General features: G+C 67.9%; 18 protein-coding genes. 8 read left to right on the top strand and 10 right to left on the bottom strand.

Annotation, left to right across the window (positions count from 1 at the left end):
* The 3 genes from AC3XYG_RS03400 to AC3XYG_RS03390 all read right to left on the bottom strand — a co-directional run.
* Positions 1 to 1472, bottom strand: a 1472-nt coding sequence (locus tag AC3XYG_RS03400; protein WP_489138406.1) for a calcium-binding protein, incomplete at its 3' end; no start/stop codon positions are given.
* Between the two features lie 270 nt (positions 1473 to 1742).
* Positions 1743 to 3689: a potassium transporter Kup gene (locus tag AC3XYG_RS03395; protein WP_489138405.1), complete on the bottom strand. Its 1947-nt coding sequence runs from the start codon at positions 3687 to 3689 to the stop codon at positions 1743 to 1745.
* 219 nt (positions 3690 to 3908) lie between these two features.
* On the bottom strand, positions 3909 to 4718 hold the full coding sequence (locus AC3XYG_RS03390) for a hypothetical protein (RefSeq protein ID WP_489138404.1): 810 nt from the start codon (positions 4716 to 4718) through the stop codon (positions 3909 to 3911).
* A 427-nt stretch (positions 4719 to 5145) separates the two neighbouring features.
* Here AC3XYG_RS03390 and AC3XYG_RS03385 point away from each other — a divergent pair, with 427 nt between their 5' ends.
* Both AC3XYG_RS03385 and AC3XYG_RS03380 read left to right on the top strand, forming a co-directional pair.
* Complete coding sequence (locus tag AC3XYG_RS03385; RefSeq protein ID WP_489138403.1) at positions 5146 to 5721, top strand: manganese efflux pump MntP; 576 nt, start codon at positions 5146 to 5148, stop codon at positions 5719 to 5721.
* 93 nt (positions 5722 to 5814) lie between these two features.
* Positions 5815 to 6969, top strand: a complete 1155-nt coding sequence (locus AC3XYG_RS03380) for a helix-turn-helix transcriptional regulator (protein ID WP_489138402.1) — start codon at positions 5815 to 5817, stop codon at positions 6967 to 6969.
* 19 nt (positions 6970 to 6988) lie between these two features.
* On the opposite strand, the gene AC3XYG_RS03375 is transcribed toward AC3XYG_RS03380, so the two are convergent.
* Positions 6989 to 10483: an indolepyruvate ferredoxin oxidoreductase family protein gene (locus AC3XYG_RS03375; protein WP_489138401.1), complete on the bottom strand. Its 3495-nt coding sequence runs from the start codon at positions 10481 to 10483 to the stop codon at positions 6989 to 6991.
* Positions 10484 to 10786: 303 nt separating this feature from the next.
* Between AC3XYG_RS03375 and AC3XYG_RS03370 the strand changes: the two genes are divergently transcribed.
* Positions 10787 to 12139 carry an ABC1 kinase family protein gene (locus tag AC3XYG_RS03370; protein ID WP_489138400.1) on the top strand — a complete coding sequence of 451 codons (1353 nt, stop codon included), beginning with the start codon at positions 10787 to 10789 and terminating at the stop codon, positions 12137 to 12139.
* Between the two features lie 24 nt (positions 12140 to 12163).
* Here AC3XYG_RS03370 and AC3XYG_RS03365 read toward each other — a convergent pair whose 3' ends face one another.
* Complete coding sequence (locus AC3XYG_RS03365) at positions 12164 to 13993, bottom strand: aromatic amino acid ammonia-lyase (RefSeq protein WP_489138399.1); 1830 nt, start codon at positions 13991 to 13993, stop codon at positions 12164 to 12166.
* 226 nt (positions 13994 to 14219) lie between these two features.
* Here AC3XYG_RS03365 and AC3XYG_RS03360 point away from each other — a divergent pair, with 226 nt between their 5' ends.
* Positions 14220 to 15047 (top strand): universal stress protein, encoded by an 828-nt coding sequence (locus tag AC3XYG_RS03360; protein WP_489138398.1) that lies wholly within the window; start codon positions 14220 to 14222, stop codon positions 15045 to 15047.
* Positions 15048 to 15342: 295 nt separating this feature from the next.
* Here AC3XYG_RS03360 and AC3XYG_RS03355 read toward each other — a convergent pair whose 3' ends face one another.
* The 4 genes from AC3XYG_RS03355 to AC3XYG_RS03340 all read right to left on the bottom strand — a co-directional run bounded on the left by AC3XYG_RS03355 (position 15343) and on the right by AC3XYG_RS03340 (position 19256).
* Complete coding sequence (locus tag AC3XYG_RS03355) at positions 15343 to 16128, bottom strand: hypothetical protein (RefSeq protein WP_489138397.1); 786 nt, start codon at positions 16126 to 16128, stop codon at positions 15343 to 15345.
* Between the two features lie 62 nt (positions 16129 to 16190).
* Positions 16191 to 16556, bottom strand: a complete 366-nt coding sequence (locus tag AC3XYG_RS03350) for a response regulator (protein WP_489138396.1) — start codon at positions 16554 to 16556, stop codon at positions 16191 to 16193.
* Positions 16557 to 16648: 92 nt separating this feature from the next.
* Complete coding sequence (locus AC3XYG_RS03345; protein WP_489138395.1) at positions 16649 to 18061, bottom strand: PAS domain S-box protein; 1413 nt, start codon at positions 18059 to 18061, stop codon at positions 16649 to 16651.
* A gap of 178 nt (positions 18062 to 18239) precedes the next feature.
* Positions 18240 to 19256 (bottom strand): DUF1254 domain-containing protein, encoded by a 1017-nt coding sequence (locus tag AC3XYG_RS03340; protein ID WP_489138394.1) that lies wholly within the window; start codon positions 19254 to 19256, stop codon positions 18240 to 18242.
* A gap of 146 nt (positions 19257 to 19402) precedes the next feature.
* On the opposite strand from AC3XYG_RS03340, the gene AC3XYG_RS03335 reads away from it, so the two are divergent.
* Positions 19403 to 20332, top strand: coding sequence for a LysR family transcriptional regulator (locus AC3XYG_RS03335; protein WP_489138393.1), 930 nt, complete (start codon positions 19403 to 19405; stop codon positions 20330 to 20332).
* Here the strand turns inward: AC3XYG_RS03335 and AC3XYG_RS03330 are convergent.
* Positions 20254 to 21216: an arginase family protein gene (locus AC3XYG_RS03330; RefSeq protein ID WP_489138392.1), complete on the bottom strand. Its 963-nt coding sequence runs from the start codon at positions 21214 to 21216 to the stop codon at positions 20254 to 20256. The genes AC3XYG_RS03335 and AC3XYG_RS03330 overlap by 79 nt on opposite strands.
* Before the next feature lie 93 nt (positions 21217 to 21309).
* Here AC3XYG_RS03330 and AC3XYG_RS03325 point away from each other — a divergent pair, with 93 nt between their 5' ends.
* The 3 genes from AC3XYG_RS03325 to AC3XYG_RS03315 form a co-directional block, all read left to right on the top strand.
* Complete coding sequence (locus tag AC3XYG_RS03325; protein WP_489138391.1) at positions 21310 to 21894, top strand: TetR/AcrR family transcriptional regulator; 585 nt, start codon at positions 21310 to 21312, stop codon at positions 21892 to 21894.
* A 91-nt stretch (positions 21895 to 21985) separates the two neighbouring features.
* The gene (locus AC3XYG_RS03320; RefSeq protein ID WP_489138390.1) at positions 21986 to 22585 is read left to right on the top strand and encodes a DUF308 domain-containing protein; all 600 of its coding nucleotides are present in this window, start codon (positions 21986 to 21988) and stop codon (positions 22583 to 22585) included.
* A 113-nt stretch (positions 22586 to 22698) separates the two neighbouring features.
* Positions 22699 to 23652, top strand: a 954-nt coding sequence (locus tag AC3XYG_RS03315; protein WP_489138389.1) for an aldo/keto reductase, incomplete at its 3' end; no start/stop codon positions are given.

Here is a 23652-nt window from a genome sequence, read left to right as displayed (position 1 = left end):
GTGCCAAGGCCGAGATCGACCGTGACCCCGGCGCCGCTGGCGCTGTATCTGGCTAGGTCCTCATCAGCGCCGCCGTCGAGATGATCCGCGCCACCCCCGCCCACGAGGATGTCGGCCCCATCGCCGCCTCGGAGATCGTCGTTTCCAACCCCGGCCGACAATGTGTCATCGCCAACCCCGCCGTCGAGCAGGCCGTCACCACCGACGCCGGTGGAAACCCCGATATCCGCTTTATGGACAATATCGTTTCCGTCTTGGCCATAGAGATTGTCGCGCCCGCCGCCCGAATAGAGTCGGTCGTCGCCGTCGCCCCCATACATCGTGTCGTTGCCGTTGCCCGTATCCAAAAATTCCTTGCCGTTGCCTCCGTCCAGTGTGTTGTTGCCGTATTCATCGTTCAGCGCGTCGTCGCCGTCGCCCCCGTACAGCATGTCATTGCCGGAGCCGCCAGCAAGCCCATCATTGCCCGCCAGTCCAGTCAGGACATCGTTGCCGTCCCCGCCACCAAGGCTGTCGTCAAGGTTGGCGCCGGTTAGATGGTCGTTGCCCTTCCCGCCATCGTAGAGGACCTCCTCGACATTGACGACCCGGGTGCCGGCACTGTCGACGCTTTCGACGCTACTGTCGCTGTTCAGCGTGAAGGTCAGGCCGGACGTCTCCAAGCTCCGATCGATTAAGACCGCGTCAATGCCGGCACCGCCATCGACCACATCGATCCCGTCGCCGGCCAGGATGAAGTCATGGCCGTCGCCACCCCGTAGCGTGTCGTTGCCGTGGCGCCCGAGCAACATATCATCGCCACTGCCTCCGTTCAGCGTGTCGTCGCCATAGCCTCCTTCCACGCTGTCGTTGCCATTGCCTGCATTCACGATGTCGTTGCCATTGCCCCCGTCCACCGTGTCGTCACCGTCGCCCGGATTCAGCGTGTCGTCGCCATTGCCTCCGCTTAAAATATCGTTGCCCGCATACCCGTTCAGCGTGTCCGCGCCTTCTTCACCGAAGAGCTGATCGTTGCCGGCCAACCCGACGAGACCATCGTTGCCGCTGCCGCCGTGGAGGTAGTCGTCAAGACCGCCGCCGGTGAGGTGGTCATTGCCCGACCCGGCGTTGTAGAGGACCTTCTCGACATTGACGATCTGGGCGCCGGCACTGTCGACACTGCCCGCGCTGTCGAGCGTGAAGGTGAGGTTGGCGGTGCTGAGGTGCCGATCGATGGAGACCTGGTCGATGCCGGCGCCGCCATCGACCAGATCATGTCCGTCGTAGATCAGGAGGTTGTCATTGCCATCGCCGCCGCGCAGCGTGTTGTCGCCTGTGCCCCCGTCCATCCGGTCGTTGCCGTTGCCCCCGTCCAGCGTATCGTTGCCACCTTCCCCGAACAGCGAGTCGTTGCCGTCCAGCCCGTTCATGATGTCGTCGAGATTGGTGCCTTCCAGGTGGTCGTCGCCCGGCGTGCCGTTGAAGATCGCCATTATTCTCTCCCCTCATGTCCATCGGATGGGGCCTCGCGTCAAAGCCCCTTGCCCGCGGCGCGATGGGGCCGATCCAGGAGCGATGTGCGGCATCAGGACAGCCCGTGCGAAGGGTTGCAGGGGGGGCAGCCCCCAGCAATCCCCGAAAATCAGGATCTGGACACGGCGCCTGAGCTGTGATGCGAGCGGGCGCGGCCAAGCGCCGAACAGGCCGAGGATCAGGCGGTGGCGGCCACCTCGGTGCGGATGATCCTGACCTGGCAGGACGGCTCAGATCGCAACGCGCTCCGCGAGTTCGATCGTCCGTTCCGGCGGCAGTTCGAAGAATTCGGCGGCGCTGGTGGCGTTCTGGGCGATGAGGGTGAACAGCCGCTCGCGCCACATCTCCATCCCCGGCTTCGTCGTCGCCACCGGGATCACCCGGCCCAGGAAATAGGTCGTGTCCGCTCGGTCGAGGATTAGCCCGAGCGCCTCGCACTGGTGCAGCACCCGCGGCACACTGGGATCCTGCATGAAGCCGAAGCGGGCCTCGACCACCAGGATATCCGGGGCGAGTTCCCGGATCTGCACGCGGTCGGCCCGGGGCACGCGCGGCTCGGCCTCGGTCGCGATCGACAGCACGATGACGCGCTCATGCAGGAATTTGTGGTGCTGGATGTTCAGCTGCAGCGCCCGCGGCACCCGGTCCCTCTGGCTGCTGAGATAGACCGCGGTGCCGGGAATCCGCGGGGCGCCGCGCCGGCTGAGCAGGAAATCGGCAAGGGATTGCGGTTCGGCCGGCGTGTACATGGCCACCAGCGCGCGGCCGCGATACCAGGTGCACATCACCAGCCCCGTCAGCGCCCCGATCAGCAGCGGCAGCCAGCCGCCATCGGCGACCTTCAGCAGGTTGGCGCCGAAGAAGGCGAGGTCGAAGACCAGGAAGAAGGCGATCACCGCGAAGGCGACGGGCCGCTTCCAGTGCCACAGGCCGATCGCGACGTTGAGCATCAAGAGCGTCGTCAGCGCCATCGTCCCGGTCACGGCGATGCCGTAGGCCGCGGCGAGGGCGGAGGACGACCGGAAGCCGAGAACCAGCAGGCAGACGCCGATCAGCAGCAGACGGTTGATCGTCGGCAGGTAGATCTGCCCGATATGGTCTTCCGAGGTGTGCAGGATGTGCGTGCGCGGGAACACGCCGAGTTGGACCGCTTGGCGCGTCAGGGAATAGGCGCCGGAGATCACGGCCTGCGAAGCGATGATCGTCGCCATCGTCGCCAGGATCACGAGCGGGATCAGCAGCCAGTCCGGCGCCATGCCGAAGAACGGGTTGTCCACCCGCTCCGGCGTGCTGAGCACCAGGGCCGCCTGGCCGAGATAGCAGATGACCAGGGCCGGCAGCACGAAGAAGAACCAGCCCAGGCGGATCGGCCGCCGGCCGAAATGCCCCATATCGGCATACAGCGCCTCGCCGCCGGTCACTGTCAGCACTACGGCGCCCAGCGCGACGAAGGCGCCGAAGCCGTTGATCCTGAAGAAGTGCACGGCGTGGCGCGGGTCGAGCGCCACCAGGATGGCGGGGTGCTGGGCGATCTGGACCAGACCCAGCACCAGGATGACCGCGAACCACAGCGTCATGACCGGCCCGAAGAACCGGCCGATTACATCCGTGCCGTGCCGCTGCACCAGGAACAGACCCAGCAGGATGGCCAGGGCCACCGGCACGACCAGGACGTCGAGGCCGGGCGCGATGCTCTTCATCCCCTCGACCGCGGACAGGACGGAGATGGCGGGGGTGATCAGGGCGTCGCCGTAGAACAGGGCGGCCCCGGCAATGCCCAGCAACACCACGGTCGCGGCGCCCAGCGGCCCCGCCCGGCGTGCCAGGGTGAGCAGCGCCAGGATGCCGCCTTCGCCGCGATTGGCGGCGCGCATCACGAACAGCACGTATTTGGCGGTGACGACGATCAGCAGTGACCAGAAGATCAGCGAGGCCAGGCCGAGCACATTGGCCCGGTCGACCGGCAGGCCGTGCGGACCGCGCAGGGCCTCGTGCATGGCATAGAGCGGGCTGGTGCCGATGTCGCCGAACACCACCCCGACCGCACCGACGACCAGCTTCGCCAGCGGCTTCTGGCGGGCGCCCTCACCCTCGTCGCTCTCGGGGGCGAAGGGCAGCAGCGGATCGTCCGGATGATCCGGGCGGACGGAGACCGGATCGGTATCCGCCGCAGCCATCGGTCCGGCGGCAAGTCGAAAGGAAGGAGGCGCGGTGTGGGCGGTCACCTGGTCGGCCTTCGCTTGGGTCCTGCCCGGCCGGCATCACTGCGCCGGGCGGACTTGCCCTTATCCCTTAGCCGCGCCCGGCTGCGAGTGAACATGCAAAGGGGTCATGCTGTCATCCCGACCGGCGGAAACCCAGGCGATCCGAAGCATCTCTCCGGCCGCCATGCCCGGCTAGCGGGTGCCCTTTCGCCCCTCGGGGGACATCGCCGGCTCCATGATGAAGGGAGTTGGGCTGACCATCGATTGGCAGTGCCTTTGTATGGCAACCAGGACCCCACCCAATTCATACCGAACCAGATCACCACCAGGCACCATTTCGCCGAACGCGGTAAGTGTCAGTTCAAGGTATTTCCTGGATATCTCCAAAGCCTCCACATATTCGATCGGTTTGCCAGGTTTTGCTTTTTTCAAGGCTCCCGACAAATTTCCATCAAATGACTTCTTCAGCTTTTTAATTTTGTCTTTTGCTTGATTCTTTGCGGTCTTATCCAATGAAAGCGAATTTATCTTACCGGAAATCTTCGACTTGGCAGCACTCCAGCGTTCCGCCAATTCCTTCGCGGAGGCCGAATCCGGCTGGATCGCCGCGATCCCATCATCATAGCCGGGTGGCTGCTCATAAGATGGCAAAGTGCCGCCTTGGGACGGGACATCGCCGTATCGTGGCGGATTGCCCACCGGCCCCTCCTCCGGCTCCGAGCCCCCCAGCGTCGCATCGCTCCCGCTATCGATCTGCTGCGGATAGCCGTGCCGCGACGAACGGGCTGCCGATGCGGCGTTGGTCAGCATCTCCAGATCCAGCTCGGAATAGGTGAAACTCGAACCGTCCGAGAGCGGGGTCGAGGCCGGCGTCTCTCCGTCGTCGGAAACCGCATCGTCGTCATCGAGCAGGCGTCCGACCGGATTGCCGGGTCTTACCATTTCGTCGGGGATTGCCCTGTCGTCCGGCCATTCCTCGGCCAGGTCCAGGCGTTCCCGCACGGCATTCTGATCTGCCAACCTGTCCCGGGAGATCGTCCCGGTGCGAATGAACCACGTGCTCAGTGTCCTCGATAACGGCATCACCTATCCCGATGTCTGCGTGGTCGCCCGACGCTCTGTTTCCAGGGCGTCTTACACCTCGAGCCGACTGATCGATTTTTGTGTTCGCCGCCCATGCCGTCGGGGCAAAGGCCAACCGCCGAGATGTGGTGCCGTCCCGGCCATTTCGGAAATGCGTTTGTGACATGGAGCGATACACCCGGCCGAGATCGCGGCACGCCGGACGCCGGACGCCGCTGCAAGGTTCAGCCTGGGCTTCACTCTATAGCGAAGCCGAAATATCCATTACAAACCAAAGACTTGCGCCGTTGACCCATGGTGATGAAGGACCTATGTGAAGGGCCCTGCCCGCTATCGGATCATCGCCGTGCCCATCTCCACCACCCTCGGCCTCGCCATCGGCTTGTCGATGGACGCCTTCGCCGCCGCCATCGGCAAGGGCGCCGCCGCCGGTCGCATCCCGATCCGTGCCCAGGCGGTGGAGGCGGTGCGCGTCGGCGCCGTGCTGGGCGCGTTCGAGCTGGTCATGCCGCTGCTGGGCTGGGCGCTGGGCATCGCCTTCGCCGGGGCAGTGGCGGCGGTGGACCACTGGATCGCCTTCGTCCTGCTCGGGCTGGTCGGCGGCCGCATGGCCTGGCATGGGCTGCAGCCGGACAAGGCCGCGGCGCCGGACCGCCGGTCGAGCCTGGCGGCGCTGCTGATGGCCGGCATCGCCACCAGCATCGACGCGACCGCCGTCGGGGTCAGCCTGGCCTTCGTGCAGATCGACATCTGGACCGCCAGCCTGACCATCGGCGCCGTCACCTTCGGCATGTGCCTGCTGGGCTTCGGCCTGGGCCGCGGCGCTGGCGCGCGGCTGGGCCGGCTGGCCGAGATCCTGGGCGGCTTCGGCCTGATCCTGGTCGGCGCCAGGATCCTGGCCGAACACCTCGGCGGGGCCTGAGCCCCACCCCGCTTCAGGGGTCTCGGCCGGCCTTCTTAGGGACACAGACCGTCTGGTAAGCTGGCGGCAGTGACAGGTCCTGGCGGGGAACGGATGGATCGGGCGGACGCAATCCTGGAGGCTGTGCAGCGGATCTACGATGCCGCGGCGTCGCCGGAGGCGTGGCCCGGCGTGGTCGAGGCCATCGCCGCCGCCGCCAACGGCCAGCGCGGATCCCTGCTGGTCGAGAACCGGCCCCGGCGGCAGGCGGATCTGATGGTCGGCTGGCGCTGGGACCCGGACCATCTGGCCCGCATGTCGGCGCCGGGCGCGCCCCGGACCGCGCCCTGGGCGACCCGGCTGCCCTTCGGCCGGGCCGTGCGCAGCCTGGAGCTGAAGCCGGAGCGCGATTTCATCCGGTCGGACTTCTACAATGACGTCGTGCGGCCGAATGGCGACTTCCACGGCGTGGTGGCGCTGGTGCAGCAGTCGCCGACCCACAGCAGCTACGTCGCCGTCCGCCGGATCCTCGGCGAGCCGAACTTCGCCGACCGCGATGTCGCGGCGCTGCAGGCGATCCTGCCCCACCTCACCCGCACCCTCGAACTGCGCGGGCGGCTGGGCGATGCCGATCTGCGCGTCGCCTCCACCATGGCCGCCCTCGACCGCATCGATCTCGGCATCATCCTGTGCGACGGGGAGAGCCGGCCGATCCACCTGAACCGGCGGGCCGAAGCGATCGTCGCCCGCCCCGACGGGCTGTCCATCGGCCCGGACGGCATCGCCGCCGCACTGCCCGAAGAAACCCGCCGGCTGCGGCAGGCGGTGGCGCTGGCCGCGGCAGCCGGGACCGCCGCCGCCGGCATCGACGCCGCGGCCCGCGCCGCCGCCGCCGGAACCCGGATGCGCCTCTCGCGCCCGACCGGCGCGCGCCCCCTGTTGCTGACCGTGATCCCGCTGCGGTCCGACGGCGATGGTGGGCGGGCGCAACCGCAGGTGGCGATCTTCATCACCGATCCTGATCGCACCGCGATCCCGGCCCCCACCGTGTTGCAGGAGATGTTCGGCCTGACCGCGGCGGAGGCCGTCTTCGCCGTCGAGATCGGCCAAGGCGATGGCGTGCAGGCCGCCGCCGAGCGCCTGTCGATCGCCGGCAGCACGGCCCGCACCCACCTGGCACGCGTCTTCGAGAAGACCGGCACAAGCCGCCAGGCGGAACTGGTGCGCCTGCTGATGCAGTGCGGCCTGTCCGCGCTGTCGCTCGACTAAGCGAAGAGGCCGCCCCGCCCTACTCCGCCGCCAGCTTCGGCGCGGCCGGGGTGCGCAGGCTGGCCAGCAGCTCGGCCTCCCGCTCCTTGGCCTTGGCCAGGGCGCCGTCCTTGATGTGGCCGTAGCCGCGGATCTGTTCCGGCACCCGGGCGATGGCGACGCAGATCGCATGGGTGTCGGTGCCGAGCCGGGCCAGCAACTCCTCGACCACCGCCTCGTAGTCGCTGATCAGCTGCCGCTCGGTCTTGCGTTCGGCGGTGCGGCCGAACGGGTCGAAGGCGGTGCCGCGCAGCCGCTTCATCCGGGCCAGCAGGCCGAAGGCCTTCATCATCCACGGGCCGTAGCTGCGCTTCTTCAGATGCCCGGTTTCCGGGTCCTTCTCCGCGAGGCCGGGCGGCGCCAAGTGGAACTGCAGCTTGTAGTCGCCCTCGAACTGGGCTTCGAGCTGCTTTAGGAAGCTGCCGTCGGTGTAGAGCCGGGCGACCTCGTACTCGTCCTTGTAGGCCAGCAGCTTGAAGTAGTTCCGGGCCACCGCGTCGGTCAGCTCCTCGCGGCCCAGTCTGGCCTCGGCCGCCCGAACCTTGCCCACCAGCGCGGTGAAGCGCGCGGCATAGGCGGCGTCCTGGTAGGCGGTCAGCTGCTCGACCCGGCGGGCCAGCACCTCGTCCAAGGTCTTCGACAGCTTGCGCACCGCCTCCGGCGCCGGCGCCACCAGCCGTTCGACCCGGGCAAGGTCGTGGGCGGCGCGGCGGCCCCACAGGAAGGCGGCCTTGTTCATCGAGACGGCGGTGGCGTTCAGCTCGATCGCCTTCTCGATCGCCTCATGCGACACCGGCACCAGCCCCTTCTGCCAGGCGTAGCCGAGCATGAACAGGTTGGTGGCGATGCTGTCGCCCAGCAGCGCCGTGGCGATCCGGGTGGCATCGACAGTGTCGAGCAAGGCCGGGTCGCCGCCGTTCTTGGCCACGGTGTCGAGCATCGACTTGCCGGGGATGCGGAAATCCGGGTTCTGGGTGAAGGCGCCGGTGATCGCCTCGTTGCTGTTCACCACCTGGCGGGTCAGGCCGGGATGGATCTTGGACTGCGCCTCGCCGGAGGCCGCGACCACCAGGTCGCAGCCCAGCATCAGCCGGGCGCCGCCGGCGGCGATGCGCACGGCGTGGATGTCGATCGGCTCCTTGGCGATGCGGACATGGCTGACCACGGCGCCACCCTTCTGCGCCAGGCCGGCCTGGTCGAGCACCGAGACGCCCTTGCCCTCGAGATGCGCGGCCATGCCCAGCAGCGCGCCGATGGTGATGACGCCGGTGCCGCCGATGCCCGTGATCATGATGCCATAGGGCTGGTCCAGCGCCGGCAGCACCGGCTCCGGCAGCACCGGGAACAGATCCGTGGTGCCCTGCGCCGCCGGCTTCGGCTTGCGCGGCGACCCGCCCAGCACCGAGACGAAGGACGGGCAGAAGCCGTTGACGCAGGAGAAGTCCTTGTTGCAGCTGGACTGGTCGATCGCCCGCTTGCGGCCGTATTCGGTTTCGACCGGCACCACCGACAGGCAGTTCGAGACCTTCGAGCAGTCGCCGCAGCCTTCGCACACCGCCTCGTTGATGAAGACCCGGCGGGCCGGATCCTCCATCAGGCCGCGCTTGCGGCGGCGGCGCTTCTCGGCAGCGCAGGTCTGGTCGTAGATCATGACCGTGACCCCGGCCGTGTCGCGCAGCCGCTGCTGCACATGGTCAAGCTCGTCGCGATGCTCGACCACCACGCCATGCGGCAGCAGGGTGCTGTGCATGCCGGGCTCGCCGTAGATCTCCGGCCGGTCGGTGACCACGACCATGGTCTTGACGCCCTCGGCCGCCAGCTGGGCCGCGATCATCGGCACGGTGATGGTGCCGTCGACCGGCTGGCCGCCGGTCATCGCCACGGCGTCGTTGTAGAGAATCTTGTAGGTGACGTTGGCGCCGGCCGCGAGCGCGGCCCGGATCGCCAGGCTGCCGGAGTGGAAATAGGTGCCGTCGCCGAGATTGACGAAGACGTGTTTCGTCTCCGTGAACGGCGCCTGGCCGATCCAGGCGGCGCCTTCGCCGCCCATCTGGCTGAAGGTCTCGGCTTTGCGCTCGGGCATCCAGGTCGCCATGTAGTGGCAGCCGATGCCGGCCAGCGCCCTGCTGCCCTCCGGCACCCGGGTCGAGGTGTTGTGCGGACAGCCGGAGCAGAAATACGGCACCCGGTCGACCGCCGCCTTGACGATCTTCTTCTGGCTCTCGCGCTCCTCGAGATAGCGCACCCGTTCGGCCAGGCCGGAATGGTCGAGGTATTTCAGCAGCCGCTTGCCGATGACGACGGCGATCTGGGCCGGCGTCAGCTCGCCCGTGGAGGGCAGGATCCAGTTGCGGCCCTCGTCGAACTTGCCGACGATCACCGGCCGCTTGTCGGCCTGCCAATTGTACAGCTGTTCCTTCAGCTGGTTCTCGATCAGGGCGCGCTTCTCCTCGACCACGATCAGCTCGTCGAGGCCTTCAGCGAAGGCGCGCACGCCGCTGGGCTCCAGCGGCCAGGGCATGCCGACCTTGTAGATGCAGATGCCGAGTTCGGCCGCCAGCGCCCGGTCGATGCCGAGATCGTCCAACGCCTGGCGCACGTCGAGATAGGATTTGCCCGTGGTGACGATGCCGAAGCGGTGCCGGCCGCTGTCATAGACCAGGTGGTCGAGCTTGTTGGCGCGGGCGAAGGCGAGGGCTGCGTACAGCTTGTCGCGCATCAGCCGCTCTTCCTGCACCAGCGGCGGGTCGGGCCAGCGGATGTTCAGCCCATCCGGCGGCATCGCGAAATCCTCGGGCAGCACGATGCCGACCCGGTTCGGATCGACATGCACCGAGGCCGAGCTGTCGACATTCTCGGCAATGGTCTTAAAGCCGACCCACAGGCCGGAGTAGCGGCTCATCGCCCAGCCATAGAGGCCGTAATCCAGGATCTCCTGGACATTCGACGGGTTCAGCACCGGCATCATATGGGCGACGAAGGCGTGTTCGGACTGGTGCGGCACGGTCGAGGATTTGCAGGCGTGGTCGTCGCCGGCCAGGGCCAGCACGCCGCCGAATCTCGAGGTGCCTGCGAAGTTCGCATGCTTCAGCACGTCGCCGGAGCGGTCGACGCCGGGGCCCTTGCCGTACCAGATGCCGAAGACGCCATCATACTTCGCGCCGGGCCACAGCCCGACCTGCTGGCTGCCCCAGACCGCGGTGGCGCCGAGGTCTTCATTCACCCCGGGCTGGAATTCGATGTGCTGCTTCTTCAGGAACTTGCGGGCCGACCACAGCGCCTGGTCGTAGCCGCCGAGCGGCGAACCACGATAGCCGGAGATGAAGGCCGCGGTGTTCAGCCCGGCTGCGGCGTCGCGCTGGCGCTGCATCAGCGGCAGGCGGACCAGCGCCTGGATGCCGGTGAGATAAATCCGGCCGGAATCGAGGCTGTACTTGTCCTCGAGGCTCACGGATGCAAGGGCCGTTGCCGTCATCAGATGCCTCCCGTAGAGCCGCCGGCTTGTTGGTCCGGCTGCCCATAAGAGGTAATCTTATTTCGCGTTTCGGACAATCGGCCGGGCGGTGGCGGCGGCAGAAAGCAACGGGAAACCGACAGTCTTGCTGTCCTTGATGGAAGATTGCAGGCTTTGCCAAAATCGAGACGGAAACGAACCCGCCGGCCGCCGCGCAACAGCCGCGACATCGCCCGGGGGTGACGGATCGGGGGCCAAGCCCTAGATAGGACGGGCGACCAGCGCACCCGCGCGGTCATGGCGTCCCGACATCCGGTTTGAATCATGGCCGACGAAGAGAACAGTTTTGGTGGGCGGCTGCGCCGCTACGCCCGCGTCTCCGGCGCGATGGGCGGCCTGGCCGCCCGGGTGGCGGGCGAGCGCTATCTCGGCCTGAAGGTCGACCGCGACGCCCATGCCAGCGAGCTGCGGGTGGCGCTGGGCGGGCTGAAGGGCCCGCTGATGAAGGTGGCGCAGATGCTGGCCACCATCCCCGAGGCGGTGCCGAAGGAATACGCGCAGGAGCTGCAGCAGCTGCAGGCCGATGCGCCGTCGATGGGCTGGCCCTTCGTCAAGCGGCGGATGGCGAGCGAGCTGGGTCCCGACTGGCAGGGCCGGTTCGAGAGCTTCGAGCATGAGGCGGCGGCCGCGGCCTCGCTGGGCCAGGTGCACAAGGCGATCGGCCATGACGGGCGCCGGCTGGCCTGCAAACTGCAGTACCCCGACATGCAGTCGGCGGTCGAAGCCGATTTGAAGCAGCTCAAGCTGATCCTCGGCATCTTCGAGCGCTACGACAAGACCGTCTCGACCAAGCAGATCCACGCAGAGATCTCGGAGCGGCTGCGCGAGGAGCTGGACTATTCGCTCGAGGCCAAGCACTCGCGGCTATACGCCGACATGCTGGCGAAGGAAGCGAACGTCCATGAGCCCGAGGTGGTACCGGAGCTGTCGACCAAGCGGCTGCTGACCACCACCTGGCAGGATGGCAAGAAGATCCTGACCTTCGTCGAGGGCAGCGAGGAGCAGCGGGCCCAGCTGGCGCTGAACATGTTCCGCGCCTGGTACGTGCCGCTGTACTTCTATGGCGTGATCCATGGCGACCCGCATCTGGGCAACTACTCGGTGCGGGACGATGATTCGATCAACCTGATGGATTTCGGCTGCGTCAGGGTGTTCCCGCCCAGCTTCGTCGGCGGGGTGATCGAGCTGTACCGGGCGCTGGAGACCAATGACCGCGACCGCGCGGTCGAGGCCTACAAGACCTGGGGCTTCAAGAACATGACCAACGAGCTGGCCGACGTGCTGAACGTCTGGGCCGGCTTCCTGTACGGCCCGATCCTGGAGAACAAGGTCCGGCTGATCGGCGAGGCCAAGAACGGCGTTTATGGCCGCGAGACCGCCGAACAGGTGCACAAGCAGCTGCGCCAGGTCGGCGGCATCGAGGTGCCGCGCGAATTCGTGTTCATGGACCGCGCCGCCCTGGGCCTGGGGTCGGTGTTCATCCATCTCAAGGCCAAGGTGAACTGGCACACCCTGTTCAACGAGCTGATCGCCGATTTCGACCTGGCGTCGCTGACCAAGCGGCAGAGCGACATCCTGAAGAAGCACGACATCCCGCTGCCGGTGGCTGGACGCTGACACCGGCAGCGGGCGGTCATCGCCTCAGTTCGCCGACGGCCCAGCCTTGACGACCGGCTGGCCCTGCGGCGGCTTCGGCCCGCCCGGGTAGAATGTCGAAGCGGGATTGGCCTGCATGAAATCATAGACCACCGCGCCGAGCGGGCGTTTCTGCCGCTCGGACGGCGCCTGCTGCCACGGCACGATGTCGCGCAGTGCCGCCAGCGCCGCGGTCGGCACGGCCCCGAAGTTGCGCCCGGGAGTCTGGACCTTGCGCACGTCCATCCAGAAGCTTCCCATCAGCACGTCCTGGGCCAGGAGCTGGAAGGACAGGTCGACCGCGTCACGGGCATGCTGGGTCTTGAGGCGGGTTTCCGCCTGCAGGTCTTCGACCGTGGCGACGATGGCCTGTCCGGCCGGCGTCACCGGCATGCCCATGGCCGACAACTCCAGCCAGAGATCGGTCGGCAGGTAGCCGTCCCGGCCCGGCACCTTGCTGCGCATGTCGGCGCTCAGGATATCGGCCGGCTTCACCACCGTGAAGAAGGGGTTGCGGAAGCGCTCGATCCGCTGGGCGATCGCCACGTCCATGTTGGTCAGCGCGATGGTGAAGGCTTCCACCTGATTGGCGAGGGGATAGGGATCCCAGTTGGCGTTGGAGAAGATGTAGCCAGACTGGCCGTGGCTGAGCGGGCCGCCCTTGACGTAATACTTCATGAACTGCGGCGTGCTCAGCTCCCACGAGCTTGCCGGGGTCAGGCCGGGCAGGACCGCCGGATTGTGGTCGGACGCGTTGATCGACTGCAGCGTGGAATCGCGCAGCTCGGCCCAGGCCTGCCAGGCCGAGCCCTGACGCTGGCTGGAGGCGCGCATGCTTTCGGGATCCTGGATGATGCGGGCCGGGTCTTCATCGAAGAGATAGCTGCCCCGGATCATGTCCATGACCCGCGAGGCGTCCCAGGTCAGCCATGGATAGGGACGCATCGCCTGCACCTGTGAGGAGATCGGCGTGACGCTGGAATTCATGCCGACGAGATCCATCGCGTAGGCCAGGTCCGTCCATTCCAGCAGGCGGCGCGAATCGGCCAGCAGCAGCACGGCCTGGGCCTGCGCATAGGCGTTGGTGCTGATCAGGGCGGCATCATCGGCGGCGAAGGGCTCCAGCGGCTTCAGGCCGGCCTTGGCCAGAGCGTCGGCGGCCGGCATGCGCACGCCGCGGTAATAGGCATCGCCTTCGCCGACCATGGTCCCCGCGATGTTCTCCATGGTGGGCAGGTCGCCCTCGCCGAGCGTCCCGCGCGACTGCACCACCGGGGTGACGCGCGCATTGAGCATGTCGACCAGGATATGCGTCAGCTGCGGGCTGGCCGCCTCATAGGACATGGTGTTGGCGCGGATGGCCATGATGGCGCGGACGAGCGCCTCCTCATGCAATTCCGGGCCAAAGCCGCCGGCGACCCCGCTCCTGAAGCGCGCCAGCTGCTGCTCTTTCAGCAGTTGCGTGTTTTCGGGCGTGGTCGGGTCGCCCGAAAAGATCACCGTTTCGCGCTGGTCGCCGGCCCCCCGGTTGAACCAGTAGATCGTCACGTTCTCGGCCGCGCCTTCCAGCAGGAGCCCGTAGGCATCGGCCGAGCGTTGCAGGGCTTCGTTGCTGAGCTTCACCTTCGCCCCGTCGCGGGCGATGGCGATCACCTGCTCGATCGTGAGGTCATGGCCGGTCAGCGTGATCGTCTTGTCCGCGGCCGTCTCGGCGATGGCCTGGTAGGTCTCCGGCATCTCAAAGGCGTGGAGGGATTGGGGCGCCACGAAGAGGGCGAGCACCGGTAACGCACGCAACAGGAATTTCGGGCAGGCGGAGGCAATCCGAACCGGCATGAACATCTCCCGCTGATGATGGAAATCTATGGGAACAATTTCACTATACAGAAAAAATGTTTCCTGAAAAGGCGTCCGGAACGACTGCGAAACGCGACGCGGGCAAGGGCCGCTGCCGGCAGCCCGACGCAGCCGCACGGCAGCCATGCCGGGCACCGAAACGGTGGATCAGGGGTTTCTTAGGGTGAACAATGGGTTCGAGACCGTTGAGCCCCCGGAGGCCCCGATGACCATCCAGCACCTGCTCGTCCCCCTCAGCGGCCATGCCGGCGACCGCGCCGCCCTCGATGCCGCGCTGCTCCTGGCCAAGCGCTTCGACGCGTCGGTCGAGGTGCTGTCGCTGCGCCCCGACCCGCAGCGGGTCCTGGCCTATACCGGGGCCGAGATGGCGGTGGCCACCAGCATGCTGCTCGACGGTGCCGAGAAGGCGTCGACCGAGGTCGCCACTCGCAACCGCGCCGTGTTCGAGGCCGCCAAGGCCGCGTCCGGCGCCGGGCCCGAGGTCGAATACCATGAGGAGACCGGCAGCGAGAGCGCGCTGGTCGGCCGCCGCGGCGCCGTCTCCGACCTGATCGTGACGCCCGGCCCGGGCCAGGACCAGACCGCCAGCCGCGCGGTGCTGGAGGCCGCGCTGTTCGAGACCGGCCGCGCCGTGCTGATCGTGCCCGGCCCCGCCCCGGCCGATTTCGCCGAGCGCGTCCTGATCGCCTGGGACGGCGGCAAGGAATCGGCGCGCAGCGTCGCCGCCGCCCTGCCCTTCCTGGAAGGGGCGACCGCCGTCAGCGTCTACACCCGCGACGAGGGCGAGGACCGCTGCACCGCGGCGGAGCTGGTGCAGTATCTCAGCCGCCACGGCGCGCCGTCGAACCGGATCGCTGACGAGGACCCGAAGCAGGCCGTGGACGCCGCCATCCTGGCCGCCGCCCAGCGCGCCAGTGCCGGGCTGATCGTGATGGGCGGCTACAGCCACAGCCGCTTCCGCGAGATGATCCTGGGCGGCGTGACCGAGCACATGCTGTTCCACGCCCCCTGCCCGGTGCTGATGGCGCATTGAGCGTATGCGTTTGCCTCTGTCGCTTGCGGGAGTTTCTCGAAATACCCAAACCGTCATCGCGAGCGCAGCGACGCGATCCAGTCCCGCCACCGCCAACCGCACGGGCGGTGGCAATCCTGGATCGCCACGCCCTGCGGGTTCGCGATGACGGGAAGGGGTTGGCGGGGTCGGCCTAGCCTTCCCACGAATGACGGTGCCGGGACGCAAACGCCTCCGGCCCCACCCGCGGAGCGGGAGAGGCGGCGGCAAGGGGTTCCGTAGGTTGGGTTCGCACCCGCGAACCCAACCTACGTCCCTATCCGGATTCTCTGGGAATCCGCAGGGCGACACGAAGCCGGCGCCAGGCCTCGGCTTTGCGGCGGTGGGCTTCCGCAGGGATCGCATCGCCGCTGGGTGCCGCCACCGGATCGGTATCCGGAGGATCCTTGTCAGGGGGATCGATATCGGGTGGGTCGGATGTCGCCGCAGCATCGCCGGTCTTGCGCCGGCGGTCCTGATGCCTGGACCCGCCCGCAGCCCCCGGGGCCAGCGCCGCTTCGGCGGCTTCGGCCAGGGCGGTTCGGTCGGGCCGGAGGCCGAGGGCGCGGCACAGGCTGCGGATCAGGGCCTCGATCGGCAGAGCCCGGTCTTTGAGATCGATGTCGATACGATCAGGGTGATCGCCGGACAGCCGGGACCACAGCTCGCTCGTCAGCCGTTCCCGCTTGTCGGCATCATCCGGCGCGGCGGCGGCGATGGCGCGGGTCACGCCCTGGGCGACCTGGCGGCGCCGGTCGGCGACCTCGGCCAGACGGTCATCCCGGCCCCGTTCGGCGGCCTGCAGCGCCTCCGCCTGCTCTTCCTTCAGCCGGGCCATCAGCGCGATGCCGCGGCGGACGCCCGTCACCAGGCGGCTGAACCGGGTTTCGGCCTTGCAGGCCTGCTCGAATTGGCCGGCCTTGAGGGCGGCTACGCCCGCCTCCTGGAAGCCCCGGGCGAATTCGCCGCTCAGCGTCACCAGGGCGGACAGCAGCGCGACATAGGCCTCATTGGCCGGCGAAGCGTCGGGTGCTGTCTCGATCCTGGTGGTGGCGTTGTTCATCTCTCAATAAGAACATAATAGGAACATTAAAGTCAAGACAGACCCCGCCCGCAGGCTTCGTCCTACCCTGCCTGACCGGTGTTTTGCAGCGCGGTGGTGAGTTCGTATGTCTCGTAGGGCTTGGCCAGCAGGACGGAGCCCGCGACGCCGAATTCCGCGTGATCCGCCTGGCCGGCCAGGCCGCTGGTGTAGACAACCAGAAGCATGGGATGATGCACCCTGGCCTGCCGGGCGACATGCCAGCCGGAGAGGCCGGGCCCGAGATCGATATCAGTGAACAGCAGATCGAGGCCGGGGGTCGCAACAGCCAGTGCCAACGCGTCCTCGCCCGTCGCCGCCGCGATCACCGCATATCCCATTTGCTGGAATGTAAGTTCAGCCATCGCCCGCGAAATGGGCTCGTCCTCGACAACGAGCACGGTGCGCATGGTTGCTGCCTGTTTCATTATGTACGCAGACAACACGAGCGCTATGAACACAGTTCCTGGCAAAGGTACTACGCAAAACAAGAGTGGCTGGATCAGATCAGCAGTCGCGCCGCGGGAATGATTAATTGTACGGTCAGCCCGTCCGGCCGCCAGATCCGGTTGATCGTGCCGCCGAGCTGGCTGGTGGCGGCGCTGTCGCACATATAGGTGCCGAACCCGGTGGCTTGAGGCGGCGCCAGATTGCCCGGCACCTCATGTTCGGACCATTCGAGATGGAGCTGGCCGTCCGGTTGCGACCATGTCACGGCGATGCGGCCCTGATCGCCGGCCAGGGCGCCGTACTTCGCGGCATTGGTCGCCAGCTCGTGCAGCAGCATCGCGAGGCTGGTCACGGCGTGCCCCTTTAGGGTGATGTCAGGGCCTTGCAGCGACACACGCTCACCGTCGCCGCCATAGGGCGCGAGGATCGCCCGCACGAGGTCCGGCAGTGTCGTATCGGTCGATGCGCGGCCCGGAGCGGCGTCTTCCAGCGTCAGATCGTTGACCCGGGCCAGGGCGCCCAGGCGCCCCCTGACCGCGGTCGCCAGCTCCCGCGCGCTGCCGGCACTGCGGACACTCAGGGTGATCACCGCACCGGCGAGGGCAAAAACGTTCTTCACCCGATGGCTCATCTCGCGGAGCAGCAGGGCCTGCTGCGCCTCCGCCATTCGGCGTTCCGAAATATCCCGGGCGATTTTCGAGGCGCCGACGACATGGCCGGCGTGATCCAGAACCGGCGAGACCGTCAGCGAGACGGGGACCAAGCTGCCATCCTTGCGGCGCCGCATGGTTTCCAGGCGCTCGGTGCGCTGACCCGCCCTGATGCGGGCGAGGATTTCGGTTTCCTCGCTGCGTCGCTCTTCCGGGATGACGATGGTGATCGGCTGCCCGATCGCCTCGTCAGCGGCGTAGCCGAACAGCCGCTCCGCACCCGGATTCCAATCGGTGATGACGCCGTCGAGGTCCTTGGCGATGACGGCGTCGTCCGCCGATTCAACGATGGCGGCCAGCCGGTGCGTCGCGCGCTCGAACTGCTGGTGTTCACTGGCATCGACCAGGGTGTTCACCGCGCCGGTAAGGGCGCCGCCCGCATCGAACAACGGGACGGGATACGACATGAACGGCACCCGGGACCCATCTGGCCGCTGCAGGATCGCCCCCATCCCCCTGATGGCGCGCTTCTGAGTCAACGCGAGAGCCATCGGCGATTGATCGTGCGGCAGGGCGGTGCCGTCCGGCCAGAACAACCGCCACGACCCGCAAAATTCGGCTTCCCCGAGCTCGGGGCGATAGCCCCACAGCTCCGCCGCCGCGTCGTTGAAATAGGTGATCTTCCCCGCAGCGTCCGTGGCATAGACCGCGACGGCCTGTGCCTGAAGAATTTCACTGGCCTGCCCGTTGTCGACCCCTGGCGACGACGAAGCCGGCTGCTCGGCCAAAGCCGGGCGGCTGTCTGCGGATGTCATGTCGTCCTCGTTCCGGCCGGTCCCGACCAGCTTCCGTCGGCCTTACGGAAAGGCCGAGTCCGCGGTGGATATCCCAGATGGAACCGAGTTTCGGCGCCAACCCGAATGGGGTCATCGGACGATCCGACGGTGACCCAGGGTACGCCACAAGGGGGTTTTGTGCCAGCATTGGGGTCGATCAGCCCACGGGCTGCGCCGGCGGGAACGTCCAGCTGCCATCGCGGATCTCCGCCCGCGGGCGGAACAGGCGCACCGTGTAGTTCCAGCCCGCCGCGACCGGCAGGCAGTTGCGGATTGTGCCGTCGCAGCCGCCGAACTGGATGGTGACCGTGCCGTCTGGGCCCTTCACCGCCGTGAGGCTGTTCACCGCATAGGCGTTGGCCGGATCGGGCTGGAGATAGCCCGCGCTGTTGTAGACGGTCAGCGACCAGAAGCCGTCGACCGGCACAGTGCCGACCGTCAGCCGATGGATGGTGGCGCCGTCGTTGCGGGCCGGCGTGATCGGCAGGTACAGCGCGTCGGCCTCGGGGTTGCCGCCCCACAGCATGGCGCTGCCGATCAGGTGCCGGATCGGGTCGACCTGATCGGGGCCGGCGCCGAACATCCGCCGGGTGTCGGACACGGTGGTGCCGAGCTGCTGCAGCGCCGCCCGGATGGTGCCGAGGCTGGCCGGATCCCAATCCGGCACCTCGAAGCTGCCGGGGTGGTCCTGGCCGAGCGTGACCTTGTCCTGCAGGGCATGGACCGCGGAGACATCCTCGGGTTTGGAGAAATCGACCAGGAAGCGGACCACGACGATGGCGTAGCGCGTGCCGACCGCCTGCCGGGTCAGGCTGTGCGGGCCGGCATCATAGGCGGTGGCGCGAGTGTACTGGTCCTCGTTGACGACCTGCATGCCCATGAAGCGCCGGCCGGGATCCGGCAGCGTCACCGTCGCCGGCCCGGCATCGAGGTCGAGGATCGCAAAGGAATACAGCGTGTCGCGGTTCGGCCGGACGATGCCCTGCTGGACCGGCGGCGCCAGCTCGCGCCCATGCTTGAACCGGCCGAAGCCCCCGGCCTTCACCACCCCGGCGAAGTTCACATCGGTCTGTGCCCGGCTGTAGGTGTCGATCGTGACGGCCGTGGGCGTGACCGTCACGGCGGGCGGCGGTGTCTGCGCCGATGCGGCGGAGCTTGCCATCAACAGGGACATGGCCGCGAGAATCCTTCTGCAGGTCTTGGTCATCGTGCTCTCTGGGTGCTGCGGGGCCCTTCCGTGCGCTGGTGGTAAGCCTGCCGGATCTGGAATGAAACTGGCCCGGATGACAATCGGCCTACCGGATATGATAGGCTAGCCGCATGGATCTGAACGCCGCCCGCATGTTCATCGCGGTCGCCCAGGCGGGCAGCCTGTCGGCGGCGGCGGCCCGCCTGGGCACCCCGCTGCCGACCTTGAGCCGCCGCATCCGCGAGCTGGAGCAGCAGCTCAAGGTGCAGCTGCTGGAACGCTCGACCCGCGGCACCCGGCTGACCGATGCCGGGGCCCGGCTGTACGAGCACGCCAGCCGCGGGGTCGAGGCGCTGCTGGAGGCCGAGCAGGCCGTGGCCAGCGACCAGGCCCGGCTGAAGGGGCGCCTGCGGCTGTCGCTGCCCCAGACCTTCGAGCCGTGGTGGGACCTGCTGGCCGCCTTCCAGCGCCGCTATCCCGACATCCAGGTCCATGTCACCTCGACCGAGCGGCGCATGGATCTGATCGAGGACGGCATCGACGTCGCGCTTCGCGTCGGCGCCATCGTCCACGACACCATGGTGGCGCGGCACGTGCTGTCGTTCCGCAATGTGCTGGTCGCCGGCCCGAAGCTGGTGGAGCGCCTGGGCCTGCCGGACAGCCCCGACGCGCTGCACCGCTTCCCCTGCGCTGTCTGGTCGACGCGGGTCGACATCCCCGCCCGCTGGGATCTGGGCGGCCAGACGATCGTGCCCCGGGCGGTGCTGGCCACCAACGACTACCACCAGCTGTGCAGCCGCGCGCTGGGCGGCGACGTGGTGACGGAGCTGCCGCCCTTCCTGGTGGCCAAACCGATCAGCGACGGGCGCCTGGTGCCGTTGCTGCCGCAGCACAAGCTGCCGGAATGGCCGCTGCACCTGGTCTATCCACCGCACCGCCACCCCTCGACGATCGTCCGGACCTATCTGGATTTCTGCCAGGCCTATCTTCCGAACGTCGTGCGGGCCTGCGATATCGGCGCCAGCCCGTCCGCCAGCATCTCCACCAGCCCCCGGGCATAGGCGCCGTCCGGGTCGAGGTCCGGGTCGTAGATGGTGACGTCGAGGCCGAGGCAGCGCGGCGACGCCGTGAAGCCGCGCAGCAGCGCCGCGAGCTGGGCGTGGTCGAGGCCGGGGCTGCCCGGCGAATCCACCGCCGGCATCACCGTCTGGTCGAGGATGTCGAGATCGAGATGCAGCCAGAATGGGATGTCGGGCGTCCGGTCCAGCACGTCGAAGCTGCGCCGCAGCACTGCCGGCATGCCGGTGTCCAGCGCCTCGAAGATCTCGATCCGGGTGATGGCGGTGTCCCGGATGTCCTCCCAGCCCCAATCCGGCTCCTGCGCCTCGCGCTCGCCGATCTGGATCGCCTGCGCCGCCGGCACCAGCGGGTCCGGCGCGCCGTCCCAGCGCAGCATCAGCGGATCGCCCAGCCCGATCGCCAGCGCCAGATCCGCGCCGGCGGCCGAATGCAGCGGGAACTCCGGCTCGTAATTGCCGGGGTGGCGGAAGTCGCTGTGGCCGTCGAGATGGACCAGCGCCAGGTCGCTGTGCCGCCGCGCCCCGGCCAGGGCGCCGATCAGGATCGAGCAGTCGCCGCCGACCACCAGCGGAAACAGCCGGTCGCGCAGCGCCGCATCGACCGCATCGGCGACCTGCTGGTTGAAGCGGCGGATGGCCGGGCCGTTGCGCAGCACGGTGTCGGGCTGAGGGTCGGTGCTGTAGCGCGGCCGCGCTAGATCGACCGTGCGGTCCGGCCGCAACCGATTCTCCAGCCCGGCATCAGTCAGCGCCGCCGGCCCCCGCCAGGTCCCCGGCTGATGCCCGGGCCGCAACGGCCGCAGCCCGAGATTCGACGGCGCCCGGATCAGCGCCGTGCCGGTGATGCCCTCGATCAGATATGCCATGGTTGCTCCTCTCCCATCCCGATCGCAGTCTATCGCCTGTCGAGAGGTACATCGCAGCTTGACTAACTACCTACTAGAAGGTAGATAGACTTTATGAGCAACCTGTCTTCCACCGCTGACGACATCCTGGCGTGCGCTCGGTCCCTGATCGTCGCCGGCGGCTATAACGGCTTCAGCTATGCCGACATCGCCCAGGTGGTCGGCATCCGCAAGCCCAGCATCCACCATCACTTCCCGACCAAGGCCGATCTGGTCCGCACCCTGGTCGCCCACTATCGCGCGGAGGCCGAGGCGGGGCTCGGCCAGCTCGAAGCCCATGTCTCCGACCCGGCCGAGCAGCTGCGCGCCTATCTGGGCTTTTGGGAAAAGTGCATCGCGGATGCGAGCCTGTCCTTCTGCGTCTGCGCCCTGCTCGCGAGCGAACTACCGATGCTGCCGGATGCGGTGGCGGTTGAGGTCAGGGCGCATTTCCGGTTCCTGTCGGCGTGGCTGACCGCGGTGCTCGAACGCGGGGTGCAGCAGGGCTGCCTGCACCTCATGAGCACGCCCCACTTCGAGGCGGAGGCGTTCATGGCCACCGTCCATGGCGCGATGCTTTCGGCGCGGGCCTATGGCGACCCGATGATGTTCGGCCTCATCACAGCCCCCCTGCTCGACCGGCTGTCCACCCGAGGCTGATCTCCAAGCAAGCCCTGCCCGCCGGAAACTGAACCCTGCATATCAAAACTACCGACTAGTCGGTAGAACCTGCAATCGAAAGGACTTTTCGATGACCGACCACCTTGCAAATCCCGCCAGCACCGAGGAGCGGTGGCTGAAGGTCTACTACTTCACCCGAGCCGCATTTTCCGTCCTGTGGGTGGCCGCGGCGTTCACCCTGGGACAGCGAACATCGTCGATCGCAGCGTTTCTGCTGGTCCTCTATCCCTTGTGGGATGCCCTGGCGAACTATGCCGATGCGTCGCAAAGCGGCGGGCTGGGCCGGAACCGCACGCAAAGCCTCAACCTCGCCGTCAGCCTGATCACCACCATCGCCGTCGCGGTGGCTTTGCAGACGAGCATGAACGCGGTGCTGGGGGTATTCGGCATCTGGGCCATCCTGTCCGGATTGCTGCAGCTCGGCACGGCGATCCGCCGCTGGAGGCAGTATGGCGCGCAGTGGGCGATGATCCTGAGCGGCGGCCAATCGGCGCTGGCCGGCGTGATCTTCATCGTGCAGGCGCGGACGCCGGCAGTGCCGTCGATCACCGCCATCGCCGGCTACGCGGGCGTGGGCGCGGCCTATTTCCTGGTGTCGGCGGTGTGGATGTCGGTGACCGAATGGCGCCGCAGAGCCGGTGGCGCGTCCCGAATCGCGCGGGCAAGCTGACAGGCGGGGCCGGCTGTGAAGTTTCGTCCAAGGTGATGCGCCGCCGCGCCGGGTACCACACCGGCGCGGCGGCGCCATATCCCAGCGGTCACGACATCTGGAAGGACCTCATCATGCGCCTGCCCCTCCACCACGCGCAGGGCTTCGGCGGCGCGCCGCTGGGCAACATGTTCCGCGCCATCCCGGACCAGGAGGCGATCGCCGCCGTCCGCGATGCCTGGGATGCCGGCATCCGCTATTTCGACACCGCCCCGTTCTACGGCGCCGGCCTGTCCGAGATCCGCATGGGCGAGGCGCTGCAGGACAAGCCCCGCGGCGACTATGTGCTCAGCACCAAGGTCGGCCGCCTGATCCTGGACGAGATCGAGACGGGCGAGCGCGACCAGGGCGAAAAGGGTGGGCTGTTCGAATTCGGCCTGCCGAACAAATGGGTCTACGACTATTCCGCCGACGGCACGCTGCGGTCGATCGAGGACAGCCTGAAGCGCCTGGGCACCGACCGCATCGACCTGGTCTGGATCCACGACGTGGCCGAGGATTTCCACGGCGCGCAGTGGCGCGAGGTGCTGGACCAGGCGCTGGACGGTGCCGGCCGCGCCCTGACCCGGCTGCGTGAGGAAGGCGTCATCAAGGGCTGGGGCCTGGGCGTCAACAAGGTCGAGCCCTGCGAGATCGCGCTGGATCGCGCCGACCCCGACGGCTTCCTGCTGGCCGGGCGCTACACCCTGCTGGATCATCGCACGGCGCTGGCCCGGCTGATGCCGGCGGCGGAGCGCCGGGGCGCCGGGATCGTCGTCGGGGGGCCCTACAATTCGGGCATCCTGGCCGGCGGCGAGCACTTCGAATACCAGAAGGCGACGCCGGAGATGCAGGCCCGGGTCGACGGGCTGAAGGCGGTGGCGGCCGAATTCGGCATCGACCTGCGCGCTGCGGCGCTGCAGTTCCCGCTGGCGCATCCCGCCGTCGCCGCGATCATCCCCGGCGCCAGCCGGCCGGGCCGCAGCGCCGAGAATCTGGCACTGGCCGCGGCCCCGATCCCCGCCGGCTTCTGGCAGGCCCTGCGCGAC

The sequence above is a fragment of the Inquilinus sp. genome (assembly GCF_057815775.1).
Note: the sequence above shows the minus strand (reverse complement) of the source record. Positions and strands in the feature narration are given on the sequence as shown.